The 26279-nt window shown below is 62.4% G+C and carries 21 protein-coding genes; 18 read left to right on the top strand and 3 right to left on the bottom strand.

All coding sequences use genetic code 11. The annotated features are described in order from the left end of the window. Positions 1 to 17: 17 nt before the first annotated feature. The 6 genes from ABSY17_RS03260 to ABSY17_RS03235 all read left to right on the top strand — a co-directional run bounded on the left by ABSY17_RS03260 (position 18) and on the right by ABSY17_RS03235 (position 5766). Entirely contained in the window at positions 18 to 1370 is a 1353-nt protein-coding gene (locus ABSY17_RS03260) for an FAD-dependent oxidoreductase (protein WP_378942295.1), read from the top strand. A 14-nt stretch (positions 1371 to 1384) separates the two neighbouring features. Then, a complete protein-coding gene (locus ABSY17_RS03255; RefSeq protein ID WP_378942293.1) occupies positions 1385 to 2599 on the top strand; it encodes a CaiB/BaiF CoA transferase family protein in 1215 nt (404 codons plus the stop codon). Continuing rightward, positions 2596 to 3372, top strand: a complete 777-nt coding sequence (locus ABSY17_RS03250; protein WP_378942291.1) for an enoyl-CoA hydratase-related protein — start codon at positions 2596 to 2598, stop codon at positions 3370 to 3372. Before ABSY17_RS03255 ends, ABSY17_RS03250 begins: the two co-directional genes overlap by 4 nt. A 5-nt stretch (positions 3373 to 3377) precedes the next feature. Next, positions 3378 to 3719, top strand: coding sequence for a ferredoxin (gene fdxA / locus ABSY17_RS03245; RefSeq protein WP_378942289.1), 342 nt, complete (start codon positions 3378 to 3380; stop codon positions 3717 to 3719). Further along, positions 3716 to 5152, top strand: coding sequence for an aldehyde dehydrogenase family protein (locus ABSY17_RS03240; RefSeq protein ID WP_378942287.1), 1437 nt, complete (start codon positions 3716 to 3718; stop codon positions 5150 to 5152). Before fdxA ends, ABSY17_RS03240 begins: the two co-directional genes overlap by 4 nt. Positions 5153 to 5424: 272 nt before the next feature. Further along, positions 5425 to 5766, top strand: a complete 342-nt coding sequence (locus ABSY17_RS03235) for a hypothetical protein (RefSeq protein ID WP_195432395.1) — start codon at positions 5425 to 5427, stop codon at positions 5764 to 5766. Positions 5767 to 6144: 378 nt separating this feature from the next. Here ABSY17_RS03235 and ABSY17_RS03230 read toward each other — a convergent pair whose 3' ends face one another. Beyond that, positions 6145 to 6534: a hypothetical protein gene (locus tag ABSY17_RS03230; RefSeq protein ID WP_378942582.1), complete on the bottom strand. Its 390-nt coding sequence runs from the start codon at positions 6532 to 6534 to the stop codon at positions 6145 to 6147. On the opposite strand from ABSY17_RS03230, the gene ABSY17_RS03225 reads away from it, so the two are divergent. Further along, the gene (locus ABSY17_RS03225) at positions 6473 to 7012 is read left to right on the top strand and encodes a sugar transferase (RefSeq protein ID WP_378942527.1); all 540 of its coding nucleotides are present in this window, start codon (positions 6473 to 6475) and stop codon (positions 7010 to 7012) included. The two genes, ABSY17_RS03230 and ABSY17_RS03225, sit on opposite strands and share 62 nt — an antisense overlap. A 16-nt stretch (positions 7013 to 7028) precedes the next feature. Here ABSY17_RS03225 and ABSY17_RS03220 read toward each other — a convergent pair whose 3' ends face one another. Then, a complete protein-coding gene (locus ABSY17_RS03220; protein WP_378942286.1) occupies positions 7029 to 7259 on the bottom strand; it encodes a hypothetical protein in 231 nt (76 codons plus the stop codon). A 297-nt stretch (positions 7260 to 7556) separates the two neighbouring features. Beyond that, the gene (locus ABSY17_RS03215; protein WP_378942283.1) at positions 7557 to 7913 is read right to left on the bottom strand and encodes a hypothetical protein; all 357 of its coding nucleotides are present in this window, start codon (positions 7911 to 7913) and stop codon (positions 7557 to 7559) included. 583 nt (positions 7914 to 8496) lie between these two features. On the opposite strand from ABSY17_RS03215, the gene ABSY17_RS03210 reads away from it, so the two are divergent. The 11 genes from ABSY17_RS03210 to ABSY17_RS03160 all read left to right on the top strand — a co-directional run bounded on the left by ABSY17_RS03210 (position 8497) and on the right by ABSY17_RS03160 (position 26082). Next, the gene (locus ABSY17_RS03210) at positions 8497 to 10575 is read left to right on the top strand and encodes a GumC family protein (RefSeq protein WP_378942281.1); all 2079 of its coding nucleotides are present in this window, start codon (positions 8497 to 8499) and stop codon (positions 10573 to 10575) included. Positions 10576 to 10612: 37 nt separating this feature from the next. After that, positions 10613 to 11170 carry a transcription termination/antitermination protein NusG gene (locus ABSY17_RS03205; RefSeq protein WP_378942278.1) on the top strand — a complete coding sequence of 186 codons (558 nt, stop codon included), beginning with the start codon at positions 10613 to 10615 and terminating at the stop codon, positions 11168 to 11170. A 212-nt stretch (positions 11171 to 11382) separates the two neighbouring features. After that, positions 11383 to 13194 carry a transposase gene (locus ABSY17_RS03200; RefSeq protein WP_378942276.1) on the top strand — a complete coding sequence of 604 codons (1812 nt, stop codon included), beginning with the start codon at positions 11383 to 11385 and terminating at the stop codon, positions 13192 to 13194. A 121-nt stretch (positions 13195 to 13315) separates the two neighbouring features. Next, positions 13316 to 14515 (top strand): glycosyltransferase, encoded by a 1200-nt coding sequence (locus ABSY17_RS03195; protein ID WP_378942274.1) that lies wholly within the window; start codon positions 13316 to 13318, stop codon positions 14513 to 14515. 142 nt (positions 14516 to 14657) lie between these two features. After that, positions 14658 to 16043: a polysaccharide biosynthesis/export family protein gene (locus ABSY17_RS03190; protein ID WP_378942272.1), complete on the top strand. Its 1386-nt coding sequence runs from the start codon at positions 14658 to 14660 to the stop codon at positions 16041 to 16043. 90 nt (positions 16044 to 16133) lie between these two features. Further along, positions 16134 to 17030, top strand: a complete 897-nt coding sequence (locus tag ABSY17_RS03185) for a UTP--glucose-1-phosphate uridylyltransferase (protein ID WP_378942269.1) — start codon at positions 16134 to 16136, stop codon at positions 17028 to 17030. A gap of 737 nt (positions 17031 to 17767) precedes the next feature. Further along, positions 17768 to 19555: a type I secretion system permease/ATPase gene (locus ABSY17_RS03180; RefSeq protein WP_378942524.1), complete on the top strand. Its 1788-nt coding sequence runs from the start codon at positions 17768 to 17770 to the stop codon at positions 19553 to 19555. 18 nt (positions 19556 to 19573) lie between these two features. Beyond that, positions 19574 to 20896 carry an HlyD family type I secretion periplasmic adaptor subunit gene (locus ABSY17_RS03175; protein WP_378942267.1) on the top strand — a complete coding sequence of 441 codons (1323 nt, stop codon included), beginning with the start codon at positions 19574 to 19576 and terminating at the stop codon, positions 20894 to 20896. Positions 20897 to 20935: 39 nt separating this feature from the next. Next, positions 20936 to 21814 carry a sulfotransferase family protein gene (locus tag ABSY17_RS03170; RefSeq protein WP_378942265.1) on the top strand — a complete coding sequence of 293 codons (879 nt, stop codon included), beginning with the start codon at positions 20936 to 20938 and terminating at the stop codon, positions 21812 to 21814. Positions 21815 to 21940: 126 nt separating this feature from the next. Beyond that, positions 21941 to 23461 carry a lipopolysaccharide biosynthesis protein gene (locus ABSY17_RS03165; RefSeq protein WP_378942262.1) on the top strand — a complete coding sequence of 507 codons (1521 nt, stop codon included), beginning with the start codon at positions 21941 to 21943 and terminating at the stop codon, positions 23459 to 23461. 95 nt (positions 23462 to 23556) lie between these two features. After that, positions 23557 to 26082, top strand: coding sequence for an RTX toxin (locus ABSY17_RS03160; RefSeq protein ID WP_378942260.1), 2526 nt, complete (start codon positions 23557 to 23559; stop codon positions 26080 to 26082). Positions 26083 to 26279: the final 197 nt, after the last annotated feature.

Genomic DNA, 26279 nt, shown 5'->3' with positions numbered 1-26279 from the left:
TAACTTGGGAGACCGACATGACTTCTCAACAGATGATCGACGAGCCGGGCGGCAAGGTCCCGGTCGTCGCGGAGGCGGATCTTGTCGTGGTGGGCGGTGGCCCCGCCGGAATTGCCGCCGCGGTGGCAGGCGCACGCAACGGGCTCTCGGTCGTGCTGCTGGAGCGCTACGCCTATCTCGGCGGCCTCGCTTCGGGCGGCATGGTGCTGGTGCTCGACGACATGTGCAACGGCAATGAGGTGACCGTGAAGGGCCTGTGCGCCGAGCTCATCGACCGCATGACGACGATGGGGCTCTGTGTGACGCCGCCCGAGAAGGACTGGATCGTCGACGAGACCAAGTTCCGGCAGTGGGCGCGCTGGGGCACCTACAACTTCCACAGCCACAGCAAGCCACAGCCGGTCTGCTATGCCTCGGCCTTTGATCCCGACGGGTTCAAACGCGCGTCGAACGACATGGTGGCCGAAGCCGGCATCAATCTCAGACTGCATTCCTGGTTCTCGAAGACGATCGTCGAGGATGGGGTCGTCAAGGGCGTCATCTGCGACTCCAAGTCGGGTCGCCAGGCGATCCTGGGCAAGGTCGTGGTCGACACGACCGGCGACCTCGATGTCGCGGCCTCCGCCGGAGCCGCGCACAGCCACGGCTCGTTCATCGTCACCACGGTGTTCCGCCTCGGCGGCATCGACACCGAAGAGGCCGAGCGTTTCGAATATGCAGAGCCGGAAGCTTTCGCGCAGGTCGACCGCGAGGCAAAGCGCATCATGGGCGGCTCCTGGGAGCGCTGGTGGCTGAAGACGCCGCTGCCGGGTATCGTCTGGTGCAATTGCCCGCATATGGCAGGCTTCGACGGAACCTCGGTCGAGGACCTGACCCGCGCTGACTTCAAGGGGCGCGAGAAGATCGCAGCCCTGGTCGAGTATGTGCGTGCAAGCGTTCCGGGCTTCCAGAATGCGTTCGTGGTCGATGTTGCGCCTCAGGTTGGCGTGCGCACGTCGCGTCTGCTCGAAGGCGAATATGTGCTGACCAAGGAGGACGTGTCGTCCCGCCGCCACTTCGCCGACTCCGTCGCGCGCGGCCGGGACTATTACTATCCTTACCGCACGCTGCTGCCGAAGGATGTGAAGCAGCTCCTCGTCGCCGGCCGCCACTATTCTTCGACCGCCGCAGCACAGCGCATCTCGCGCGAGATCCCGCCCTGCATGGCGATGGGCGAAGCGGTTGGCGTCGCAGCCTCCGTTGCGCTCGACCAGGGCGTGACGGTCGACAAGGTGGAGATCGCCAAGGTGCAGCGCCTGCTGCGTGAGCAGGGCGCTGATCCGGGCGATCAGCCGGCGCCGAACGCCACGTTCCAGGCGGCGGCGGAATAAGGGGAGACAAGCAGATGAACACCACCGACACCCAGCCGCTTTCCGGCGTCAAGGTCATCGACTTCACGCAGGTCATGCTTGGCCCCTGCTGCACGCAGGTGCTGGCCGACTACGGCGCTGATGTCATCAAGATCGAGCGGCCGGGCGCGGGCGATCTCTCCCGCACCTCGATCGCCGACGATCCGGATGGCATGAACAATCCCGTGTTCCGCAGTCTCAACCGCAACAAGCGCTCGATCGCGCTCGACCTGCGCAAGGATGAAGCGAAGGAAGTCATCTACGACCTGGTCCGCAACGCAGACGTGGTCGTGAACAATTTCCGCGCAGGCGTGATGGAGCGCATGGGCTTCGGCTACGACAAGCTGTCCGAGATCAATCCCCGCATCATCTGTGCCTTCGGCTCGGGCTTTGGCCCGTCCGGTCCGCTCTCCCACAAGGGTGGGCAGGATATCCTTGCCCAGGCTTTGTCGGGCGTGATGGCACGACGCGCGGATGCGTCGACGCCGATGACGATCTATCCTACCGCGCTCGCCGACTACTCGGCGGGGATGCATCTGGTGCAGGCAATTCTGCTCGCGCTGCTTCAGCGCGGCAAGACGGGACGGGGCCAGGCCGTATCGGTCTCGCTGTTCGAATCCATGCTTGCGATGCAGATGCAGGAAGCCGCGATGTGGCTGCAGCGGAAGAAGGAGCTCAACTGGGGAGCCTTCCCGCTCACCGGCGCCTTCGAAACGACTGACGGCGCACTCGTCATGGTCGGCGCATTCAAGGTGAACCCGCTCAAGGACATTTCGGCTGCACTTGGCATGCCTGATCTGTCGCAGGAGGAGCGTTTCTCGACCTTTGCGCGGCAAATGGAAAACAAGGCAGAGCTCCATCGCATGTTCCGCGAGAAGTTCTCCTCGGGAACCACCGAGCACTGGCTGGCGAAACTCGAGGAGCAGGACATCCTGTGCTCGCCGGTTCTCAGCCTGGCAGACGCGCTTGACCATGGGCAGACGGCTGAAAACGGTTCGGTCATCGAGATCGAAGGTGCCCGCGCGCCGATGCAGCTGATGGGTACGCCGCTGACGATGAGCGGCGACGCGTTCCAGGTACGCCGTGCGCCGCCGGATCTCGGTGCGGATGGAGCCGATGTCCTGCGGGAGGCCGGCTACTCGCCAGAGAAGATCGATGCGCTGCTCGCGGCGGGCATTCTCACTGGCGAGCGTCGCGGAGAGGCGGCATGAGCGTCGCATTCACCGTCGAAAACCACGTCGCACGGGTCACGCTCGATCGGCCGGAGCGCATGAACGCGGTCGACCTGGCGACCGAGGCGGAACTCGTCCGCATCTGGGAGGCCATCGAAAAGGATCGCAGCGTGCGCGTCGTCGTGCTGACGGGTGCAGGCGATCGCGCCTTCTGCACCGGCGCCGACATGAAGGGTACGGGCGGCCTGTCCGGCCTCGAATACTGGGCCGCGGAGCGCAAGGGCGGTTTCGGCGGCATCGCGTTGAGGGATACGCTCGACGTGCCGGTCATCGCCCGCGTCAACGGCCATGCGCTTGGCGGCGGCATGGAAATGGTCCTCGGCTGCGACATCGTCATCGCATCCGAAAAGGCGACGTTCGGCTTGCCGGAGCCACGTGTCGGCAGGTTGGCGCTCGATGGCGGCATAGCACTTCTGGCGCGGCGAGTGCCGCATGTTCACGCCATGGGCATGCTGCTGACCGGCCGGCGCATCGACGCGGCCAAGGCGCACGAGTTCGGCCTCGTCAACGAGGTGGTGGCGCCCGATGCGCTCGATGAGGCGGTCGATCGCTGGGTCGCCGACGTCCTTGCCTGTGCGCCGCTTTCGGTGCGGGCGGTGAAGGCGATGGTGCGGGCCGGGGAAGGCCTGAGCGCGAAGGAAGCGCAGATGCTGCGCCTGCCGCAATTGATCGAGGCGCTACAGTCGGAGGACCAGAACGAGGGCGTCGCAGCCTTCGTCGAAAAGCGCGCCCCGAACTGGTCCGGCAGGTAGCGGCCATGCCCTATGTGATCGCCTCTGCCTGCATCGATGTGAAGGATGGCGATTGCCAGGACGTCTGCCCCGTCGAATGCATCTACGAAGGAGGTCGGATGATGTACATTCATCCGACCGAATGCATCAGTTGCGGTCTCTGCCTCTCCATATGCCCTGTCGACGCAATCTTCGCCGACGATGAACTGCCTTCGCATGAGGGGCGGTTCCTCGCGATCAATGCCGAGTTCTTCGGCGAAGGGGTTACGGGCTGGGGCGAGCCCGGAGGCGCATCAGACAAATTTCGCACCGACCTCGATCATGCCGAGGTTGCCGGTGCGCCCAGGAAGGAAGCCGCAGTATCATGACAGTGCACCAGAACTTCATCGCCGGCCGCTGGACGGACGGTGCTGAAGCAGCGGAAAACTACAACCCATCCAACACGAACGAAGTCATCGGAACTTACGCGCGGGCCTCGCGCAAGGATGTGGACGATGCGATCGCGGCGGCGCGTGCTGCGTTGCCGGCCTGGTCGCGCTCAGGCATCCAGCAGCGCCATGACATTTTGAAGAAGGTCGGCGACGAGATCCTTGCCCGGAAGGACGAACTCGGTCTCCTGCTTGCACGCGAGGAGGGCAAGACCCTTCCCGAGGCGGTGGGCGAGGTCACGCGCGCAGCGCAGATCTTCGACTTCTTCTCTGGCGAAGTGCTCCGGCTGGCCGGTGAGAAGCTCGCCTCCACGCGCCCCGGCATCGAGGTCGAAATCACGCGCGAGCCGGTGGGTGTCGTCGGCATCATCACGCCGTGGAATTTCCCGATCGCAATTCCCGCATGGAAGATTGCGCCGGCACTTGCCTATGGCAATTGCGTGGTCTTCAAGCCCGCCGATCTCGTTCCCGGTTCGGCCTGGGCGCTGTCCGACATCATCATCCGCGCTGGTTTGCCGGAAGGCGTGTTCAATCTCGTGATGGGGCGCGGCTCGGTCGTCGGCGAGGCAATGCTGAACGATCCCCGGATCGACGCCATCACGTTCACCGGCTCCGTTGCCACCGGCAAGAAGGTCGCTTCGGCCTGTGTCGAAAACATGCGCAAGTTCCAGCTGGAGATGGGCGGCAAGAACCCGATGGTCGTGCTCGACGACGCCGAGCTCGGCGTCGCGGTGGAGGCTTGCGCGAACGGCGCGTTCTTCTCGACCGGTCAGCGCTGCACGGCCTCATCGCGCCTTGTGGTGACCGAAGGCATCCACGACCGCTTTGTGTCTGCTCTGACCGAGCGGTTGAAGGGGCTCGTCGTTGACGATGCGGTGAAGAGCGGGACCCATATCGGTCCCGTGGTCGACCAGAACCAGCTCGACCAGGATCTGTCCTACATCGACATCGGCCAGAAGGAAGGCGCCAGACTTGCCTGGGGCGGCGAGCGGCTCAAACGCGATCAGCCGGGCTTCTACCTGCAGCCGGCGCTCTTCACGGAGACAAGCGCGGACATGCGCATCAACCGCGAGGAGATCTTCGGCCCGGTAGCAAGTGTCATGCGGGTCAAGGACTATGATGAGGCCCTTGCTGTCGCAAACGATACCATCTTTGGTCTGTCGGCGGGCATCTGCACGACCAGCCTGAAACATGCGTCGCATTTCCGGCGAAACGTCGAAGCCGGTATGGTGATGGTCAATCTGCCGACGGCCGGCGTCGACTATCACGTACCTTTCGGTGGTCGCAAAGGGTCTTCCTATGGCCCGCGCGAACAGGGCCGATACGCTGCCGAGTTCTACACGACCGTGAAGACGGCCTACACACAGCCTTGACGCGACGCGGCCCTCCGCTTCGAGGCGGAGGGCTGTATCGAGGTCTGCCGGATTGGGGAGCACCAGCGTGCCGCCGGTCGGATGGTCGCGCGTTGGCCCGCTCATCCGAATGCTGACCCACACACTTCTAGTCAATGCGCGCATCCGCCAAAAGGATGCGTCGATATGCCGGCAAATCCGCATATGATGCGAACTGCATCTCGCCTCTTCATTGAAGTGCGCGAACTTGGGGCTCACATCCTGTCCGAAGGGCTATGCGGGGCGGCTAGGATATGCAGGTATTCAACTTCAGGATCTTGCCATGGAGCGGCGGCCAGGATGCACGACGCCTAGAGCGCTTGCAGCGTCTCCTCGATGAGATCGGCACCGAAATCAGCACCGAAAAGGACACGCTGGGCGACCAATACGAGAATGCTACCACAAACGCCGCGTTCGCTTTCGAGGCGATGGAAAACGGCGAGGGCCCGGAATGGACGTCGAGAAAAATCGATGCGCTGACAGCGTCGGTCACCCGCTATTCCCAGCGTCTTCGTTCATTGAAGCATGAGGCCGACTTCATCGAGGCAACCAAGCAGCGGGTCGCTTTGTTGCTGGGGGCAAGGGACCGGCTCTGACGCAGTGCGACCGGGCCGAAGGCGAACACGGCGAGCTGCCGCAGCGAAGTTGAGTCATCATTCCACCTGGACATCTTGGGTCACCGCGCGCATGCGATCGACACGCATTGCCTGCGGCCAGGGCCAAGGCGGTTTGGAGACATGGCAAGGGCGCAGGCGCCCGGCGCACTGGCCCGAACCGAAGGTCGGCGAAGCGAATATCGAAGTCTATTCTCGGAATGCGTGATGCATAGTTTCATCAATGCGAGCGTCCTTTATGCCTCCATTCTGACGCGGCACCCCAATGCATCCGGCTAAGGGAGTAGGGCCGGGCTAATATCTTTACGACCTTTGCATTTCTTGCGCGCCGGTGGCCGGTACTGGGAAGCTAGGGGAAAGTCAGCGATTGGCGGACACCCCCATGACTTCCAATGTCTTCGGCAAGCGAACTCCTCGCCGCAACTTCGGCCACACCCGGAAATCGTCAAAAAGCGCGCCGACGAATGTCAGCGCCCGGTACGATACGGTCGTTCCGTTTGACTGGGGGCGGACATCGCCGGCCGCGTCTTTCGACAAGGCAGGCACAGGTCTCCACGGCGCCGCAAGCGGCTCGCACAGTTCGGCGAGGCAAGCAGGCGAGGCGCGGCCAGCGCCGCTCGGTGGTCGGACAAAGAGGCTTGCGGATGTGGTGATCGCCACTTGCGCCCTGATCTTGCTCTCTCCCATCATGCTTGTCGTCTTCTTGCTGATAAGGGCGACGATCGGAGGTCCGGCGGTATATTCGCACATTCGGGTCGGGTTCCACGGAAAACCGTTCAACTGCTGCAAGTTCCGGACGATGGTCGCAAACTCGGACGAGGTGCTGCGCGAGCTTCTTGCGCGCGACCCGGAGGCGGCCCGGCAGTGGGCAGAGAATAGAAAGCTCAAGAACGATCCCCGCATCACCTTCCTTGGCATGATCCTGAGGAAGTCGAGCCTCGACGAGCTTCCCCAGTTGTTCAATGTCCTCAGGGGCGAAATGAGTTGCGTCGGGCCACGTCCCATCGTTGCCGACGAACTCAGCCGCTACGGAGGTTTTGTCGTGGACTATCTAGCTGCAAAGCCGGGCATCACCGGGCTGTGGCAGGTCACCGGCAGAAGCAGCACCGACTATATGAGCCGCGTTGCGCTTGACAGCCACTATGTCCGCAATTGGTCGCTGCGGGCCGACCTCGTCATACTTTTCCGCACGATCTTTGCGGTCATGCGATTTGACGACGCGTCATAGGGCAGCGCGGGCCGCATCAGGAGCCTTTGGCGGCGATGCGCCTCCACAAGCCCGCAAGCGCAAGCCCTGCGAGGTAGGCGCACTGCAGGCCGAGCACGGGAACCAAAACCCTTGGGAGCAGCGGACCGTCGAGCAGGAAACCGGTCGCCAAAATGGTGACGGCCGTCGCGACAAGTAGGGTGGGGACGCGAAAACTGAACCCCAGTACGATGCCAACCACAACAACCGTTACGACGCTCCAGAGCACGTTTCGCTATCTCCTCCGAAGCTTGGCGAATCATTGCATGGCACAGCCCTACAATGAAGCATTTCACCGCTCCGGCTGAACAGGCTTTTCCTGTTTTCCCACAGTGGATCAGCTTGGAGCCTTTCCCATTTGACGATGAACGGCTCTTTGGCTCCGGCTGCACGTGTCCGGTGCCATGTCAGCTTGCGCCATTGCGGAAGAGCCTTCGATCACGTCCGGCAGGACGTCTTTGACCGTCCTGGGGCCTCCCCAGGCGAAGGGCCAAGCCTCAGTCATCGGGCAATTGCGGCAGAACCTTCACTTGAGCCGTGGCGCCCGCGCGTTTTTCGCGCTGAAAGCCTGTCGCCTTTCCTCGGCAATCTCCAGGTCTCGGACTGCCGATCCAATCGCCTTGAGGCGATCCTCAGTCTGCGTCAACTGCTTGCGGGTGGTAAACGCGGCAGCTGAAACCAGAAGAGTATTCGCAACCGTGACAATGACCGCCCCTGCGAGGCCCTCGCTGCCGAGCAGGATCATCGCCAGTGCCCCGACCAATACGGCAAGGGCCCCGTACCTCAGCAATCTGCCTCCCTTCAGAAAGAATACTGACGGCAAGCCAGCTGCCAGGATCAGAACGCCATCAGCCTTGTTCGCCACCCAGTCGGCACCCTCCAAGGTAAATATACTGAAAGTGTCCATTTCAACCTCGAGTTCGCTGGTTCAAATGAAACTTGGACGTCGAGTTCTGGGGAACGTTGATCGGCCTGGGCCGGGAGCCCCGCATTGGAATGCGTCCCTGCGAGGACGCTGAATATACCGTTGTCTTGCCAGCCTGTCGGATGCGCCGATCTTCGGCTGCCGCAGGCCTGGATATTCAAGCACCGAATGGAATTCGTTGTTGTAATCCTTCTTGATGACGCAGGGAAGGCGCGTGGCTTGGGCCTCCATGGCCATCGTAGGTCGCCTCGACCCTTTGGCCGATTTGCTACCCAATAAGGCTTATGCGCGGGATGCCAGCCAACTTGGTATAGTTCAACTCGACTGCCGGCGCGGCTTGCCAACGGGCGAAAGAGAAACGTGCCAGGTTGTGGAGCTGGCCGGCATGTTGGGTGTTGCTGGAGCGCCGCGCGTCCGAATGGACGCGCATAGTGCGCTCTAGCACTTTGAAACTGCGCGTCGTGGTTGTCGAAAATCATTTCCGATTTTCGCTTTGCGGACCTTCGGGTCGGGTCGATGCGCTAGTCGCAAGGATTCTGAAATGCACAGCGCATCTGACAATGCGACGATGACATCAGGACCTACGCCGTTGGATGTCCGAGATGTATTTGATTTCATTATCCGCAGGTGGCGGATAATTTCAGTGATTGCATTGGTCACTCTTGTTGCATTTGTTTTAATATCTTTCGCAATAAATCCACTATATACGTCGTCTGCGCAAATATTGCTTGATAAGCCAAAAGATTACACTGTTTCTCAGGACTATCTCAATTCCGAAAGTGGAGAAAACTCGACTTTCGTTGAAAGCCAACTTGCGGTTCTAGGCTCCTCCATGCTTCTTCAGAAGGTCGTTGACAGCGAGCAGCTGGGGGATGGGGCCTTGGAATGGCTCAAGGGGGCCGTGGACGTCCAGCGCGTTGGGCTCTCGGACGTGATTGAGCTCTCCGTGACATCCCACGACCCCGAACAAGCTACCGCGCTCGCAAATGCAATTGCCCAAGCTTACGTCAACGATCGGATAGAGTCCCGCTACGACAGTGCCAAGAAAGCCGCTACGTGGCTCAGCGAGCGAGCAGAGGTTCTCAGGCAGCAACTGAGCCGTTCGGAAGACGCCGTCGAGAGTTTTCGCGCCCAGCACAATCTATTTGCGACGAAGTCAGGAAGCGTTACGGAGCAGCAGCTGTCTGAGCTCAATATTGCCTTGATCAATGCAAGCGCCGAACTCGCGGCCAAGCGCGCAAAATATCAGCAGGCTGAGAACCTGATCCGCAGAGGGGGAGACGTTCAGTCGATACCTGATGTCCTGCAATCCCCCGTCGTCAGTGCGCTGCGAACTCAGCAGGCTGCGGTGATGCGGCGGGAAACCGATCTTTCGCTGAAATATGGCGAACGACATCCGGAGGTCATGGCCGCCCAGGCGGAGCGTCGCGACGTAGAGGCGCAAATTACCGCTGAAATCCAGCGCCTCATCGGGAACCTGAAGAATGAAGTCGAAGCGGCCGAAGCCCGCGAAGCAGCCCTGAAGCAGGCCCTGGCGTCGGTGACCGGCCAGTCGGAAGTTGAAGATCGGGTTGGCGTGCAGCTGCGCGACCTCGGCAGGATTGCTGCTGCGAACCAGGAGCTCTTCCAGACGTTCCTGTCGCGCGCCAAGATCGCCGAGGAAAAGTCCACCCTGCTTAGCAGCGGCGTGCGCGTGATCGCGCATGCCAATATTCCGGATGCCCCGAGCTTCCCGAACCGGCCACTCTTTGCGGCGCTGGGTTTGGTCTTCGGTGTCTTCCTTGGCGGCGGCGGCGCGCTTCTTCGTGAGCTTTTCGCTTCTGGCTTTATGGCGACGCGCCAGGTGGAAGAGACGCTGGCCGTTCCGGTTCTTGCCTCCATGCCGAGAATGACGGGCTGGTCGGGAGCCACCAAGTCGCAGGCCCAGCCCGTGGCCTATCTCGAGCGCAAGCCTTTATCCAGATATAGCGAAGCCGTGCGGCGGCTTCGCCTGGGCATCGAGAGGATACCGGAATCCGGGCGTCCGCTCCGCGTCATGTTGGTAACATCGGCGATGCCCGGTGAAGGAAAGACCACGCTGGTGCTGAGCCTGGCCCGTTCCGCCGCCGCCGACGGCGAACGGGTCCTGGTGATCGATGCAGACCTGCGGCTGTCGTCTGCCACGGCCTTCTTCGGCATGGCGGAGGCAACCGGATTGGTCGATCTTCTCACTTTGCCGATGCGAGCCAAGGACGCAATTCACCTAGATGAAGGCTCCGGAATCTACGTGCTGCCTGCAGGCGCAAAGACGGTGAACCCGCCGGCCCTGCTTGCCTCCAGGCGAATGCGCTCGACACTCGATGAGCTTCGCAGGGCGTTCGACACGGTGATTATCGACGCCCCGCCCGTGGGGCCCGCAGCCGACGCCTCGATCCTGGCGCCGTATGTCGACAGAGTGGTCTTTGTGGTGAAGTGGCGTGAAACCTCACGTGAGGTTGTTGCCGAGGGAATTCGGCACCTTGGCGGGCGGACCAAAATTGCCGGCATAGCACTGACCATGGTCGACGAACCGAAGCTGCCGAAATACGGCCGCTACGCCTCGCTCGAGGGCAGCGTCTCCGACAGCTATTATCGCAACTAGGGGAAGGCAGAGGCGGCTGCGCGCCATGGGGGGGACGATGCTACAGGCTAACCCATGCAATTCGGTTTCGGGACCGCTTGAAGGACTTCACGATGGAAGGAATGCGCGTTGGTACGCGGTCCAGACACATCAGCATTCCGAGAGCCTGGCTGAGAGGCACCTGCTGACGCAGAACTTCCAGACCTATCTGCCCAAGCGCAAGCGAACAGTTCGGCATGCGCGCAGTGTCAGAACCGTCTGCGGCGCGTATTTTGATTGCTATCTCTTTGTCTCGTTGGACATTCAAAAACAGAGATGGCCTGCAATCAATTCGACCGTTGGCGTGCGGAGACTTCTGATGAGTGATAGCGCGCCCATCCCGGTGCCGAATGGCGTCGTCGAAGCATTGCTGTCGTCCACTGACGAAGACGGAATACTTCATTCGGAAAACTTGCTGCAGTCCGGACAGACGGTTCGCGTTGCGCAGGGGCCGTTTGCAGATCAACTTGGCACGCTTGATTATGTTGGGCGCGTTGGTGCCGTTCGAGTTCTTCTTGATATAATGAATCGTTCAGTGCCTGTGTATATTGATCGAGATAAAGTAATAATACTATAATATTGCGACTAGTTATTTGTTTATCGTATAGTTTGCGGTGGAGTGAACGGCCGCGATGGCAACGTAGGGGGATGAAGCAATTCACCCTCAGTGCGGTAGCTTGCGGAGAAGAGGCGCAATACTTGCGCTAGCCAGGTCGTCGCACGGGCTGCGCTCTGCCCCGATCCGATCCTGTTTCCGCGTGAACGGGCCCCATTGTGAGCAAGTAAGGGATGACATTGGAACTCCAATCCAGACCTGAAAAGTCCCGTGCAGCAAACCCTGTAGGGCACCGGTTTCAGGCCGGCTCGCGCCGGCGGCAGTATCGCCGCTGGTCTGCTGAGGCCAAGGCGGAAATCGTGGCGGAAGCGCTCGAGCCGGGCGCAAATGTCTCAGCGGTCGCCCGTGCACATGGCATATGTCCGCAGCAGGTCTTCGCTTGGCGACGCAAGGCTGCAAATGATGGCACGATCCCAGCGATCCCAGACGGCCAGCGAGCTGCGGGGGCCCTTCAAGCAGAAACAAGCGCGCCTCACGGCACCTCGGCGACGGTCTCTACGCTGCCTATTGCGGCTGCGCTGTTTCAGGCACTGGATGAGGCTGGCGTGAGGTATGGCATAGTCCAGGACGTCGCAACGCTCGAGGATGCATTCGCCGGCCGCGACGATGTGGATCTGCTCGTTGACAAGCAGGACTACCCGGCATTCTGCGCGATCGTGAGCCAGTTCCATGGTCTCCGCGGCGTGAGCCTGTCTTGCTATGACAATGTCTGTGCCGGCCGCGAGGACTGGTTCGTGCCCGACTTCGCGCAAAGCGGATATCTTCATCTCGACACGCATATCGGCTTCCGCGTCGGCTGGGAGTTTCGCAAGCGCTATCTGGCATTCGATCATTCGGCCATCACACGATGGGAGCAGGCTTGCGTGGATGGAGTGTCCGTCCCTGTCGCTTCTCCCGGAGACGAGATCCGGATTGCGATTGCCCGTTTTGCATTTCGCGTTTGGGCGCTGCCGTGGAAGCAGTGGGTGGCCATATCAGGCGACTGGACGGACCAAGTTGCGAACCTGCCTTCCGTGCCCGGCGAACAAGGCTTGTACGTCGCGGAATACAAGTTTGGCCGCGGCGAAATCGTGCAGTGCAGAATCCGGCAAGGGAAGAGCGGTCTTTGCGTGCACCGCGGAGATCTGGCCAGGCTGCGGCATTCGCTTCGCGAAAGGTCCGGGTTCACGAAGGCTGGCGGGATCGCCGATCCGGCGGTCCATCTCGTCCGCAAGACCTCATATCTTGCCCTAAGGCTTCTGGGGCGCCTGATGCCCGGTAGCGTTCCGGCCAAAAGACGACCTGTGGTGGGCGGCATCGTGGTCGCCGTGGTGGGGCCTGATGGGTTGGGAAAGAGCACGCAGGTCGATCGGCTGACGCAGCTGTTCCGCTGGAAGTTCGGCTGCGCGAAGGCCTATCTCGGAACCGGGGATGGTGGCGGATGGTGGCTGCGCAAGGGGCTGCAGCATCTTGTTTTCCCCCATCGGCGCCAGTTCAAGGCCGCGATCCAGCGCGACGACGCGGAGGCGTCCCGGCGCAGTCGGGCAAGAGAGGGGATTCTCGCGGCCGGGCTGGCGTTCTGGGGCGTTCTGATTGCGATCGAGAGATACACCGTGGTGAGGCGCGCCCATCGATGGGCAACGCGCGGCCTGATCGTCATTTGCGACCGGTGGCCACAAGCGCAGCGCAGCGGCTATCTGGACGGCCCGATGATCCCGCCGAAGCTGTTGGCAGTCCGCGGTTTGTCAGTACTCGCCCGGTTCGAGCAGAAACTCTATCGCAAGATGGAAGAACTCCGGCCAGATCTGACATTGCACCTCGTGTCCGATCATGCCGTCTCCGACAGGCGAAAGCCGGGAGAGATCAGCAAGGCGGCATTTGATGCGCGGATGTCGTTGATGGCGGAGCTGCGGGCCCAGGACAAGGACATCCGAACCGTTGATGCAAGCTCCAGCGTCGAGGCCGTCAACCGCGAGCTGTTCAAGCGGATCTGGATGTCGTTGTAGGGGAGTGGGCAGGGGCGGTACAGCCGCCCGATCTTCCCTCGCATGATATGCGAGCGACGCATTTGCCCTTCCCGCACTCGTTCCGAGTTTACGACCTACCGGGATCGTGAGGCGCAATCCGATGAAGATCGTCCATGTGCTGACCCGCCTGCTCCGGGCAGGCTCCGAAGAGAACACGCTGGCATGTTGTCTCGCTCAGGCGCGGAACGGCCACGAGGTGACCTTGGTTCATGGCAAGGAATACGACCCGGTTCTGCAGGCGTCCGTTGCCGGAGCCCTTCGGGTGGTGACCCTTGACGCGCTCATTCCCCCTTTGTCGCCGTCCCATGACATTTCGGCCTTGGGGCAACTGAAGCGCCGCTTGCGCGAATGGCGGCCGGACATCGTGCATACCCATCAAAGCAAGGCCGGCATCATCGGCCGCCTCGCCGCCAGGCAAGCCCGCATCCCAGGTATCATACATGGCGTGCACATCCTGCCGTTCGTGCATGTCGGCAATGTGCAGAGGCAGATATTCCTGGCCGCCGAACGTCTGGCGGCGAGACCCACGCAAGCTTTCATCGACGTCAGCCAGGCAATGCGCGACATCTGCGTGGCTCATCATATTGGCAGCCCCAAGCAGCACCATATCGTCTACTCCGGTTTCGATCTGAAACGCTTCTCGCATGCCCGATGGCCGGAGGAGCCGCATGTGCTGCTGGGGACGGCTCCCGGTGCGTCAAAGCCGCCCGTGGTCCTGATGCTGGCGGCACTCGAGCCGAGAAAACGCCATGTCGAGTTTATCGAAGCATTCGAGCGGGTGGTCGAGCGAATTCCAAACGTGCGGCTGCTCCTGGCAGGTGAGGGCCCGGCGCGATCCGCGGTGGAGGCGGCGATCGGACGGTCGCCGGTGGCAAACAGCATTCGCCTGATTGGCTACCATTCCGAGCCCGAACGGCTGATCAGTCTGGCGGACGTGTGCGTGCTGACATCGATGCGCGAAGGATTGCCTCGCGTTGTGATGCAGTATCTGGCGGGCAGCCGCCCCTGCGTTGCATCGCACTTGCCCGGCATCGAGGAGGTCGTGCGGCACGGTGTCAATGGAATTGTAACGCCAGCAGACGACGTCGGTGCGGCGGCGGCGGCGGTCGCCGATCTCCTAGGGAACGAGCCATATCGCGCGCGGCTGGCCGACGGCGCGAGGCGCACCGACCTTTCGTCCTGGGGGCTGGATGCGATGTGCGAACGGGTCGAGACGGTCTACCGGTCGGTGCTCGGGGCGCAGCCGGAGCGATCCGTCTCAGCCGGCATGGCAAACCCTTTCACGACACATTCGCGGTGACGGCAGATCTTCCGACGGGACGACCGAGAGCTGCGTCTGAACATGCCGTCTTTTGGCTTTGTGCGCTCTCGTTGATGGCAATTCCTTCTGAAGGGTTCTCCTTCGAGCAAAACTACCAAGCGAGCAGGCAGTCGGAGTGCAAATGATGAACTGGTGCGCAGATCTACATTTTCCATCCACGCAGTTGCCATGGAAGAAACGGTGCCGATGGTTTTTTGCCAGGCTTGAGGATGCGGCCGGTTGCGTGCACACAATGTGTGGTGGCCTCGCCGTTGTCCTCGTTCTGCTCACCGCCGATATTGCTCATGCGGATGGGTACACTCTTGACGCCGGCGATGTCCTTCGCGTGTCCGTGCTCGGCGAGCCATCCTATCCGCTGGAAGTCGTCATCGACGATGCGGGCTCGATATCGCTTCCCCTGCTGGGCGAGATTCCGGCGCGTGGCCTCACCCCAGTTGCTCTTTCGCAGTCCATTCAGCTCGCATTTCAGCAGCAGAAGCTGATCCTGGAGCCCTTCGTGAAAGTGGAGATTGGCCAGCACCGGCCATTCTTTATTTCCGGAGCTGTGGCGAACCCCGGATCCTATCCGTTCCAACCGGGAATAACCGTTCGTCATGCCCTTGCCATCGCCGGGGGGTTTCGGCCGACCGCGGCGAGGGGAGGGGTGCCGGCCCTGGAAATCGCTGATCTGCGCAGTGCGCGCTCCAACCTGACGATCGAAGAATACCGGCTGAAGGTCCGGCTCACCCGTCTCACTGCCGAAAGCCGGCAGGACAAGTCCTTTGTTGCCCCAGCGGACCCGCCGATCGAACTCGGTTCACGCCTGATTGGCGACATCGTCGCGTCCGAACAGGCGCAACTGGAGGCGCGGCTGACCGCGTTCCAGGGCGACGTCGCCTATCTCGAAGCGTCGCTGGACCGGGCGAAGAAAGAGGCAGGCATGATCGCGGTCGCCCGGGAGGAGCGGGAAAAGACCGCGAACATTCAGCTCGATGAACTGGAGACTGTCCGCAACCTCAGGAAACAGGGCCTGATCACGAATTCGAACGTCATGGCGATGGAAAGGGTGCACACCAATTATCGCGCCGACCTTGCGCAGACCGAGCTTCAGCAGACGCAAAAGCAGCAGGACATGATGAATCTGGAGAGCGAACTGCGACGCAAGCGCCAGACCCATGACATCGAACTGATCGGGCAGATCCAGGACACGCAGGTGGAACTTGGAAAGGTCCAGAGCCAGATCAGGTACACGGCCGACAAGCTGTTGTTCCTCTTCTCCTATGGCGAGCAGCGAACCTTCGAAGACCTGCAAGGTTCCGTGCGGATCTCGATCTTCAGGCGCGACCAGAAATCGGCTCAAGACCTCGTGGCCAACGAAAATACGGAAGTAAAGGCAGGCGATGTAATCGAGGTCTCCGTCGTAGCGAACAAGGCATTCTACAACCCGGACACGCTTGGCTCTGCCACCGTAGCTGCCCCGACTGGGGAGGCCGCGGCAGTGCGACTTGGCGTCGATATTGGCCAGTAGCCACAAAGAAATGAGAGCTCGGATTTTCAAGTTTCATGAGGCGCTACGGTCTCATCTTTGACCGGTCGCCTTGGTAGATAGGAGAATTCCATGAAAAGAGTGAGGAAGGCGGTCATACCGGTGGCCGGCCTGGGGACCCGGTTCTTGCCGGCGACGAAATCCATGCCGAAGGAGATGCTGACCATCGTTGATCGGCCTGTCGTCCAATATGCGGTGGATGAAGCACTGGAAGCCGGTATCGAGCACATCGTCTTCGTCACCGGGAGGAACAAGAGCGCGATCGAGGACTACTTCGACCTTCAGCCCGAGCTGAATGGCTTTCTGGCCCGATCGGGGAAGCTGGAACAATTGAATTGCCTGCAGGAACTGCAACTGCCCGCAGGCTCGATCAGCTTTACGCGGCAGCAAAGTCCGCTTGGACTCGGCCACGCGGTGTGGTGTGCGCGCGACATGATTGGCGACGAGCCGTTCGCGCTTCTGCTGCCTGACATGGTCTCGTTCGGCGAAAAGGGCTGCCTCGCCGGCATCATGGATTTTTATGAGCGGACCGGCGGCAATGTCATCGCCGTCGAGCAATGCCACCCGGCCGAGACGAACAGGTACGGCATCGTCGGAAAGGGAAAGGAATTCGGGGCGGGCTTTGCCATCGACGCGATGGTCGAGAAGCCGGCTCCGACCGAGGCACCTTCCAACTATTACATCAACGGCCGTTACCTCCTGCAGCCGGAAGTGTTCGCCATCCTAGGGCGGCAGGAGCCGGGTGCGGGGAGCGAGATCCAACTGACAGACGCGATGCTGCGACTGTTGGCGGAGCAGCCGTTCTTTGCCGTCCCGTTCGAGGGGCGCATGTACGACTGCGGCTCAAAGGAAGGCTTTGTCCAGGCCAATGTCGCCTTTGCGCTTGCCCGCAATGACGTTCGTGACCACGTTTTCGATCCGATTGCTGCGATGATGTCATCGCTGGAGCAGCGTGTCGCCGCCGAATGAGCGGAGGGGGGAGACCGCAATGCCACCGATATCGGACGCAGGACCTGAATTCGATGGGTAGGGAATATCAGGCGTTCATGGCGGCCAAGGCGGACCATCGGGCTCGCCGACGCCCGTTGCCCATGGCCTGCAAGGGCCTGGGGTTCGCTATGCTCCTGGTCGGATTCCAGTTGCTGCATTCGTGCTTGACCGACCTTTTCGCCTCGGGAGGATTGGGACCCTCGACCGCTTCGCTTGCTGGTCAGATTGCTGCCCAGCAAGCGGGTGCAGCCGATCCTGGCGGGCGCGATTTCATGCCCGGGGTTGTGACTGCAACATTCGGCGTTGCCTTGCTGGTCATGGGGAGCCGGCTGCGCCGGCCGCGTTTCCAAACCGAAACCGGGGAGAGGAGGCTGGAGCTTCTACGCGCTGGGACGCCCCGGAAGACGGCTCGCAGCTACCCGCGCCGCCGTAGCACCTTCGGCCGACTGAGCCTGCCCGGTGCAATCCTGATCCTCCTCGCAGTGTTGCGGGCGGGGGGCGAGTTCTTGCCGCGCTTCGTCGATTTCGGGAGACCAGCTTCGTTGGCGGGGCCTTGGGCCGATCTTCAGGCGGGTTGGCTCAACCTGCGCGATGGCACCCCGCTGGCCTCGCTGGACACGCTCCCGGTCTGGCTGTCGGTCGGGGCGCTTGGGCTGCTCCTTGTGGCGGCCGATCGCCGGGCAAGGCGGCCGGGCGGAGGCTACTCCGCGATCGCAATGCCGAACCTGCACGCCGGAACCCTTGTCGCGGCCATCAGGCCAGTGCCCGGTGCGGAATTGGCCAGCGCATTGAATTCCTGCAAGGGAGCGCTTGCGGGCGTCGCGCTTTTCAGCGGCGTGAGCAACATCCTCATGCTGACGGGCGCGGTGTTCATGCTGGAAGTCTATGACCGCGTGCTGCCGAGCCGCAGCGTTCCGACCCTGGTCGGCATAGCGCTGCTCGCAGCCGTCCTGTTCATTGGGCAGGCAGTGATCGACCTCCTGCGCGGCCGCATCATGACGCGGATCGGCGCAGAAATGGACGAGGTGGTCGGCGGACGCGTGTTCACCGCCATGACCAGGCTGCCATTGTTCGCCGGCCTGCAAGGCGATGGGCTGCAGCCGCAGCGTGACCTCGACAGCATCAGGACATTTCTGTCGAGCCCTGGACCCACAGCGCTTTTCGATCTGCCGTGGTTGCCCTTCTACCTGGCGATCATCTGGAGCTTTCATCCGACGCTCGGGGTGACCGCCATTTGTGGGACCATCGTGCTGGTGACACTTACGGCCGCAACCGAGGCCTTTACGCGCAAGCCGATGGGGGGCGCGGTCTTGAGCGGCGTCCAGCGCAACAGCTTCGCGGAGGCGAGCCGCCGCAACGCGGAGGTCGTTGCGGCGATGGGCATGGGCAGGCGCCTGCACGACCGGTGGCAGGGTGCAAGTCGGGAGTATCTTGCCCAGCAACAGCGCGTCAGCGATATCGCGGGCGGCTTCGGCAGCATTGCCCGGGCCCTGCGGCTGATGCTCCAGTCGGCCATGCTGGGCGTGGGCGCCTGGCTGGTGATCCACGGCGAAGCGACGGCTGGGATCATCATTGCCGGCTCGATCCTGTCTGGCCGCGCGCTTGCGCCTGTCGACCTTGCCATTGCCCATTGGCGAAACTTCGTGGGTGCTCGCCAGAGCTGGCGCAGGTTGAGCCAGTTGCTTGCCCGTCTGCCCCAGGAGGCCCAGCCGATGGCCCTTCCGGTGCCAAGGTCAACCCTGACAGTCGAACGTGTCGCGCTCGGCGCGCCGGGCGCACCGCGGGTCATCGTGCAAGGCATCGAGTTCGCTCTGGAGGCGGGCTCGGTGCTCGGCATCATCGGACCCAGCGGTTCCGGCAAATCGAGCCTCGTTCGCGGGCTGGTCGGCGCATGGCGACCGCTGGCGGGCCGCATCAAGCTCGATGGTGCTGCGCTCGATCAATGGTCGTCGGAACGTCTCGGCCGCCATGTCGGCTACCTGCCGCAAGATGTCGAATTGTTTGCCGGCACCATTGCCGACAACATTGCACGTTTCGAACCGGAGTCGGATGCAAACGCCATTGTCACCGCCGCTCGTGCGGCGGGCGTGCATGACCTGATCGTCAGCCTCGGCAACGGCTATGAGACACAGATCGGCGAGGGCGGAACAGCACTTTCTGCAGGACAGCGTCAGCGTATCGCGCTGGCGCGCGCTCTCTATGGCGACCCGTTCCTGGTCGTCCTCGACGAGCCAAACGCCAATCTCGACATCGACGGCGAAATCGCGCTTGGCGCGGCCATTCGCGGCGTCAAGGCGCGCGGCGGCATCGTGGCGATCGTGGCGCACCGCCCGCACATACTCACCACCACGGACTTCGTGCTGGTGATGAAGGACGGCCAGATGAACATGTTCGGCCCGAGCGAGCGGGTGCTGTCAAAGGTCTTTCCGAAGCCTCAGGCCCAATACGGAGAGTCCGAGGTCCGGTTTCAGGCCCGCCCCAGCTACCGAATTGAAAACGGTTGAGACATGGGACGTCGAGAAATGCCAGCAGGCATCATCATGAATGCGACGCCTCCCAACCGGCTGTCCATTCGCCGCAATTTGCTGGGCGGGATGAGCGTCATCGCATTACTCGTCGGCGTGATCGGAGTCTGGGCCGGGACGGTGGACATTTCGGGGGCGACGATCGCGCATGGCCAGGTGGTCGTCGAGACCAGCGAGAAGAAGGTGCAGCATCCGACCGGCGGCACCATCGGCAGGATCTTTGTGCGCGATGGCGATCGCGTCGAGGCCGGAGATCTCCTGGTCCAGCTCAGCGACACCATTCCGCGTGCCAACCTTGCCTTCGTGACAAAGAGCCTGGACGAGCTCTATGCCCGCAAATCCCGTCTCCAGGCCGAGCGCGACGGGATTGAACAGATGACGATACCTCCCATGCTCGTCGCCCGGATCGACGAGCCCGAGGTTGCGTCAATGGTTGCCAGCGAGGAACGGCTGTTCAAGCTTCGCCGGATCGCGTTGTCCGGCAACAAGGCCCGGCTTCGCGAGCGCACCGAGCAACTCCAGAAGCAGATCGAAGGCTATTCGGCTCAAGAGCTTGCCAAGGCCAAGGAGATCCAGCTGATCAACAGCGAGCTCGACGGCATCCGCACCCTTTTTGAAAAGAAGCTCACCCCTATTTCAAAGGTGACGGCCAATGAACGCGAGGCGACCCGCATCGAGGGCGAGTGGGCACAGCTTGGTTCGAGCATCGCGCAGGCAAAGGGCGCCATTGCCGAAGTCGAACTCCAGATCCTGCAGCTGGACAAGGAATTCGCCAGCGATACGGGCAGTGAGTTGCGCGAAGTCGAAGGCAAGATCGCCGAGTTCGAGGAGCGCAGGATCACTGCGGAAGACCAGCTGTCACGCATCAACATTCGCGCGCCTTCCAGCGGAACCGTTCATCAGTCGACGGTCCACACGGTGAACGGCGTGATTGGCGCAGGCGAGCCGATCATGCTGATCGTGCCCGACGCCGACACCCTCACGGTCGAGGTGAAGGTGGCCCCGCAGGACATCGACCAGCTTCTGATCGGCCAGAGCGCGCTGCTGCGCTTCACCGCCTTCAACCAGCGCAGCACGCCCGAGGTCACGGGGGTGGTGTCCATGATCGGGGCCGATGTTACGCGCGACCAGCGCACCAACGAGATCTACTATGTGGTGCGCATCAAGCTCAGCACGAAGGATGTGGCGAGCCTCGGCGCCGTCACGCTCATTCCCGGCATGCCGGTAGAGGCCTTCATCAAGACCGGCGATCGCAAGGTGATCTCCTACCTGACGAAGCCGCTGACCGACCAGATGATGCGTGCATTCCGCGACCAGTAGTTCTTCGTGCAATTCACCCGCTTGGCACGGATATTCGCAATGACGGCAACAAAGCTCAGGCCGCCGATTTTCCTGATAGGGAACTATCGGTCCGGTACCACGATTACCCAGAAATTGATTGGGCTGCACCCTGATATCGTGACCTGGTACGAACCAAGGACGCTGTGGCTATATGCCGATCCGGCCCGGCGCCATGACGAATTTGATGCAACTGACGCCACCGAGAAGGTCATTCGTTACATTCGCGGCCAGTTCCTCAACTACCAGAGGCGGCACGACGGCCGGCAGATCATGGAAAATACCCCTTCCAATGTCCTGCGCGTCCCATTCGTCTACGAGATATTTCCCGAGGCGACGTACCTGTATATCACGCGGAATCCGTTCTCTTGCATAAGCTCAATAGAGATAAAGTGGCAGAAAACGAAGACCTGGGCCGGACTTCGGCGGTCACTGGCAGTCACTCCGGTAACGCAGCTGCATCACTATGCTGGAACCTTCATCAAGCAAATAGTCTTCAAGAAGATACTGAAGCGAAAATATACGCCGATTTATGGGCCGCGATATGTCGGTATCGATCAGGACCTGAAAGAGCACGGCCAGCTGCGGGTGATCGCGCGCCAATGGGCGCGAGGCAATCGAAAGGCCCGGGAAGACCTCGCCAGGCTTGGCAAAGGCCGTGTGCTCTCCTTGCGATACGAGGATCTGATCGAGGATCCCGAGGCCGTGCTGCGCCGCATCTATGATCATTGCGGGCTGAGCTGCGACGAAGACATCGTTCGCGCGGCCAAGGAGATGGTCGATCCCGGTCGTCAGGAGAAGTGGCTCCGCCTGGACCGGGACGAACTGAATGCGATCCTGCCGGAGATCCAGGAAGAGATGGAGTTCTACGGCTATGAGGTCCCTTCCACCCTTCGATGACGCATGGCGCGCCCGCCCACCTCGGTCGGCGGTCCGCCATTCGCGACATCGATCATCTGGCTCGAGTGGATTGTGGCAAGTTGGTGTGGCGGCCTACCCGGATCGCCCGCGCGAAAGGAACGAGGCATGACCGACATTCGGCGCAACCTGGCCAAACGCAGTATCGTGGGCATGTTCTGGACGGCCCTGTCCATGGGCGCCCTCGCTGTGGCGGAGCTCATCGCGCTGCTGGTGCTGGCCCGGCTCCTGTCGTCCAAGGAACTCGGCCTTTACGCTGCGGCCCTGATCGTCATCAAGCTCGCGGCCATCTTCGAGGGCCTTGGCGTCGCCCCGGCAATTGTGCAGCGGCCGGTGCTCGAGGAGCGCCATCTTCGGGTCGGGTTCACCTTGTCGCTTCTGCTCAGCCTTGCCGCCGCTGCCCTGGTCTGGGCATTGGCGCCCGCCATTGCGCATGCAATGCGGCTTGCCGATCTGGCGCCGGTAGTGCGCGCCGCCAGTGTCGTGCTGCTTTGCCAAGGTCTTTCCACGGTGGCGCTGGCCACGGCTCAGCGTGAGCTGCGCTTCCGATGGCTGGCGGCCATCGACGCAGTCGCCTTTGCGGTCGGTTTCGTCATGGCCGGGACGGCGCTGGCCTGGCTTGGCTTCGGAATCTGGGCGCTCGTCGGCGCGCTCCTGACCCAGAACTTTCTGCGCACGGTTGTACTGCTTGTCGGCCAGCCGCACCCCAAGCGCCCTTTGCTGGAGCGGCGCGCGATCGGCGAACTGCTCTATTTCGGAGGCGGCTTCACGCTTGCCCGGATTTGCAACTACCTCGCCAGTCAAGTCGACAGGCTCGTCGTGGGCCGCTGGCTCGGCGCCGAGGCGCTCGGCATATACTCCCTTTCCTCGCAGCTGATGACGACGCCGGCCGTCATTGTCGGGCAGGTTCTCGACCGCGTGCTGTTCCCGACGATGGCGCTGGTCCAGGAGGAGCCCGTACGCCTCGCCCGTGCCTACCGAAGTGCGGTGGCAGGCTGTGCGCTGCTCGTCCTGCCGGCCAGCGTGGTCGTGGCAATCGTCGCGCCCGAAATCGTGCTCGTCCTGCTCGGTCCTGCCTGGCTAGCGGCAGTCGTCCCGCTCCAGGTGCTGGCATTCGGGATGCTGTTTCGGACGAGCTACAAGCTCAGCGATTCCGTTTCGCGTGCAACCGGCACCGTCTATGCCAGGGCCTGGCGGCAGGCGGTCTTCACCGGCGGCGTCGCCGTCGGGGCAATCATCGGGCAGAACTGGGGCGTGGGAGGCGTGGCGCTCGGCGTCGTCGCGGCCTTCACCGGCAATTTCCTGCTCATGGCGCAACTGAGCCTTCGCGTCACCGGGATGCGCTGGTCGGAATTCGCCGGGGCGCACCTGCCCGGACTCGCGCTCGCAGGCGTGATTGGAACTGCTGTCTGGGCAGTGACGGATCAGCTGCGCGAACTTCAGGTCCCGCCGCTCGCCCTGCTCCTCTACGTGGCATTGGTCGCGGCTGCCGGAGGCCTGCTGCTGTGCTGGCTGATGCCGGCGCTGTTTCTCGGGCGGGACGGGCGGTCGCTGCTGCGCATAGTTGTGGACCTGGTGCCTGCCAGTTTCCAGTTGCGCCGTCCGCGTCTGGGCGAGCGGCCTGACTAGCGCTCGCTCGATCCGACGCGGCGGCACCTGTTGCCACATCGCCTGCGGTGAAATGAAAAATTCAAGCCCAGAGATTTGCGGAAAGGAGATCCAGGATGACCAAACTGCCTTGGCCTCTCGCTAGCGGGAGCATCGCGAAGCACCTCATGGCGGGGTCTAGCCTCGACTTGGATATCCTCGACAGTTGGTCGCCCAGTCACGGTTGGACTCCACCGAACGCAACGGCCAGCCCCAAGCCCGCGCCCGCCGATGCTGCCGACGGTCTGGGCGCTGAAGTCGGCAATAGCAGTCACACGCAAGGCCTGGAGTCGGTCGAGAGCACTGCCGACAGCCTCGTTTCCGCCGTGACCTCGCTGGCCACGGCGGTCGACAGCAGGCTGAACCCCATCGGCACCGCCGATGGAGCAGCGAGCCTTGATTTCCAGCGCGTCGAAACCTTGGTCAATACGATGACGGCGAATGCCCCGGGTTTCCGGGGAACGGACTTAAGCGCCTTCGCCGCCAGGACCGCCGCCGCTCCACCGCAGCCAGCCGGAGGCGTTGCCGCGACGGCCCAGATGAATGCCGCGGTCGTCACGAGCGAGTTGCTCGCTGCCAGCGCCAGTGCGGCCGCACTCGTGTTCGAGCGCAGAGTGGCGGCCGACGGCGACGACGTAGAGCAGCGGACGACATCGGGTGGGATGTCAAGCAACGTCAACGATCTGGAGCTGGGTTATGACGGCACGACCTCCCAGACGGTCGGGCTGCGCTTCACCGGCATCGACATCCCCCAGGGCGCCGTCATCACCAATGCCTACATCCAGTTCCGCACCGATGAGGTGCAGACCGGTGCAGCGTCGCTGCTGATCCAGGGCGAGAAGGCCGACGACGCCAATCCGTTCACCGCGACCAAATTTGACGTGTCGGCGCGCACGAAGACGGATTCGTCGGTGGCTTGGGCGCCGGATCCGTGGGCCAAGGTGGGCGATGCCGGTCTCGCCCAGCGCACCCCCGATCTGACGGCGATCGTGCAGGAGATCGTCAGCCGCTCGGGCTGGGCGGCGCTCAACGACATGGCCTTCCTCGTCACCGGCACCGGGACGCGCACCGCCACGTCCTACGAGAAACTTGCCACTGGGGCGCCGCTGCTCCACATCGAGTACCAGATGCCCCAGACCAGCGCGCCGGTCGCTTTCAATGTGCCGCCCGATGCCGACGCGACCGCCAACCAGATCGCTGAACTCGCCACTGCGGGCACGGCGGTCGGGATCATCGCCGCGGCCAGCGACCCCGACGCCGGTTCAACGGTGACCTACAGCCTCAACGATCAGCGCTTTGTCATCGACGCCGCCACCGGCGTCATCACGCGCTCGGGCATTGGCGTGCTCGACTTCGAAACCCAGGCGTCGATCAACCTGACGGTGACGGCCACCTCCTCGGACGGGAGCGTGGCCAATCAGACCTTCACCCTCGCGGTCCTCGACAGCCCGGAGCCGGTCGCCTTCAACGCCCAGCCGGACGCCGATGCCGCCACCAACAAGGTCGCCCAGAACGCCGCCGCCGGCACCGTGGTCGGCATCACCGCTGCGGCCAGGGATCCTGATGCAGGCTCAAGCGTCACCTACAGCCTCAATGACCCGCGCTTTGTCATCGACGCCGCGACCGGCGTCATCACCCGCTCGGGAACCGGCACGCTCAACGCCCAGACCGAGCCGTCGGTCACCCTCAACGTCACCGCAACTTCGTCCGATGGCAGCGCAGCCACACACGTGTACACCGTCGGCGTCAGTGGCAGCCAGCGGCCGACCTCATTGACCTTGGTGGATACCATCCTGACATCGCAGTGGTCGCCGGCGAGCCCCGACCCTTCTGACATCGTCTATATCTCCCACCTCGGCACGCTGCTGGTCTCCGACAGTGAAGTCGACGAGATGCCCAGACTGTTTAGCGGCAAGAACCTGTACCAGATGTCTCCAAATGGAACCTTGGTGGGAACGCTCACCACCGTCAACTTTTCCGATGAGCCGGCCGGGATCGCTTACAACCCCGTCAATCGGCACCTCTTCTTCGCCGACGATACCGGCACCAAGAGCGTATACGAGCTCAACCCCGGCCAGGACGGACTTTACAACACGTCCGACGACGTCGTGACCTCATTCAAGACGTCTGCATTCGGCAGCCAGGACCCGGAGGGCATCGCGTATGATACCAATCGCGGGGTCTTGTATCTCGCGGACAGCGGAACCCGGTCGATTTACACGATCGCTCCGGGTGCGAACGGAAGATTCGACGGGATCGCGAGCACCGGCGGCGATGACATCGTGACGAGCTTTTCGGTGCGTTCGCTGGGATCGCCTTCCGACCAGAGCGTCGCGTATGATCCTGTCAACGATCTCCTCTATCTCATCACGTCACGCACCACGGTGGCGATGTTGACACCTACCGGGTCCTTGGTGGGAACGCTCGATATCTCCGCGGCCAATGCCCGCAAGCCGGCGGGATTGGCGCTGGCACCGAGCAGTGCCGATCCCAACCATTCCAGCCTCTACATCGTTGATCGCGGCGTCGACAACGACGACAACCCGAACGAGAATGATGGCAGGATTTATGAGTTCTCAGTCGACAATTGGCTGCTTGCCTGATCAGGCACTGTCCGACTGAGAGGCCCCACCACGCGGCCTGCACTCGGCGTTTGCGGACAGTTCTCGCAGGCTTGCGGCCCGCGCCGCATCGACAAGCGCTGCGGCAGACACCGCGGCAGTGAAACGCTTTCCGACCCGATCTCGACGGGTCGGCACAGGTTGTGACCTCATCTTCAGGACTATGGAGATTCTAAGCC

Source organism: Mesorhizobium sp. ANAO-SY3R2 (genome assembly GCF_042466635.1).
Classification (GTDB): Bacteria; Pseudomonadota; Alphaproteobacteria; order Rhizobiales; family Rhizobiaceae; genus Aminobacter.
The sequence above is the reverse complement of the archived record's forward strand: the minus strand, read 5'-3'. Positions and strand labels throughout refer to the sequence as shown.

What these genes read in the sequence shown, in the direction of transcription:
- ABSY17_RS03160 (WP_378942260.1), top strand. Translation starts at nt 23,557, where the DNA reads ATGACCAAACTGCCTTGGCCTCTCGCTAGCGGGAGCATCGCGAAGCAC.
- ABSY17_RS03235 (WP_195432395.1), top strand. Translation starts at nt 5,425, where the DNA reads ATGCAGGTATTCAACTTCAGGATCTTGCCATGGAGCGGCGGCCAGGAT.
- ABSY17_RS03240 (WP_378942287.1), top strand. Translation starts at nt 3,716, where the DNA reads ATGACAGTGCACCAGAACTTCATCGCCGGCCGCTGGACGGACGGTGCT.
- ABSY17_RS03165 (WP_378942262.1), top strand. Translation starts at nt 21,941, where the DNA reads ATGACCGACATTCGGCGCAACCTGGCCAAACGCAGTATCGTGGGCATG.
- ABSY17_RS03170 (WP_378942265.1), top strand. Translation starts at nt 20,936, where the DNA reads ATGACGGCAACAAAGCTCAGGCCGCCGATTTTCCTGATAGGGAACTAT.
- ABSY17_RS03210 (WP_378942281.1), top strand. Translation starts at nt 8,497, where the DNA reads ATGCACAGCGCATCTGACAATGCGACGATGACATCAGGACCTACGCCG.
- ABSY17_RS03225 (WP_378942527.1), top strand. Translation starts at nt 6,473, where the DNA reads ATGCTTGTCGTCTTCTTGCTGATAAGGGCGACGATCGGAGGTCCGGCG.
- ABSY17_RS03195 (WP_378942274.1), top strand. Translation starts at nt 13,316, where the DNA reads ATGAAGATCGTCCATGTGCTGACCCGCCTGCTCCGGGCAGGCTCCGAA.
- ABSY17_RS03255 (WP_378942293.1), top strand. Translation starts at nt 1,385, where the DNA reads ATGAACACCACCGACACCCAGCCGCTTTCCGGCGTCAAGGTCATCGAC.
- ABSY17_RS03180 (WP_378942524.1), top strand. Translation starts at nt 17,768, where the DNA reads ATGCCGAACCTGCACGCCGGAACCCTTGTCGCGGCCATCAGGCCAGTG.
- ABSY17_RS03250 (WP_378942291.1), top strand. Translation starts at nt 2,596, where the DNA reads ATGAGCGTCGCATTCACCGTCGAAAACCACGTCGCACGGGTCACGCTC.
- ABSY17_RS03205 (WP_378942278.1), top strand. Translation starts at nt 10,613, where the DNA reads ATGCTACAGGCTAACCCATGCAATTCGGTTTCGGGACCGCTTGAAGGA.
- ABSY17_RS03175 (WP_378942267.1), top strand. Translation starts at nt 19,574, where the DNA reads ATGCCAGCAGGCATCATCATGAATGCGACGCCTCCCAACCGGCTGTCC.
- ABSY17_RS03190 (WP_378942272.1), top strand. Translation starts at nt 14,658, where the DNA reads ATGATGAACTGGTGCGCAGATCTACATTTTCCATCCACGCAGTTGCCA.
- fdxA (WP_378942289.1), top strand. Translation starts at nt 3,378, where the DNA reads ATGCCCTATGTGATCGCCTCTGCCTGCATCGATGTGAAGGATGGCGAT.
- ABSY17_RS03230 (WP_378942582.1), bottom strand. Translation starts at nt 6,534, where the DNA reads ATGTGCGAATATACCGCCGGACCTCCGATCGTCGCCCTTATCAGCAAG.
- ABSY17_RS03200 (WP_378942276.1), top strand. Translation starts at nt 11,383, where the DNA reads ATGACATTGGAACTCCAATCCAGACCTGAAAAGTCCCGTGCAGCAAAC.
- ABSY17_RS03185 (WP_378942269.1), top strand. Translation starts at nt 16,134, where the DNA reads ATGAAAAGAGTGAGGAAGGCGGTCATACCGGTGGCCGGCCTGGGGACC.
- ABSY17_RS03260 (WP_378942295.1), top strand. Translation starts at nt 18, where the DNA reads ATGACTTCTCAACAGATGATCGACGAGCCGGGCGGCAAGGTCCCGGTC.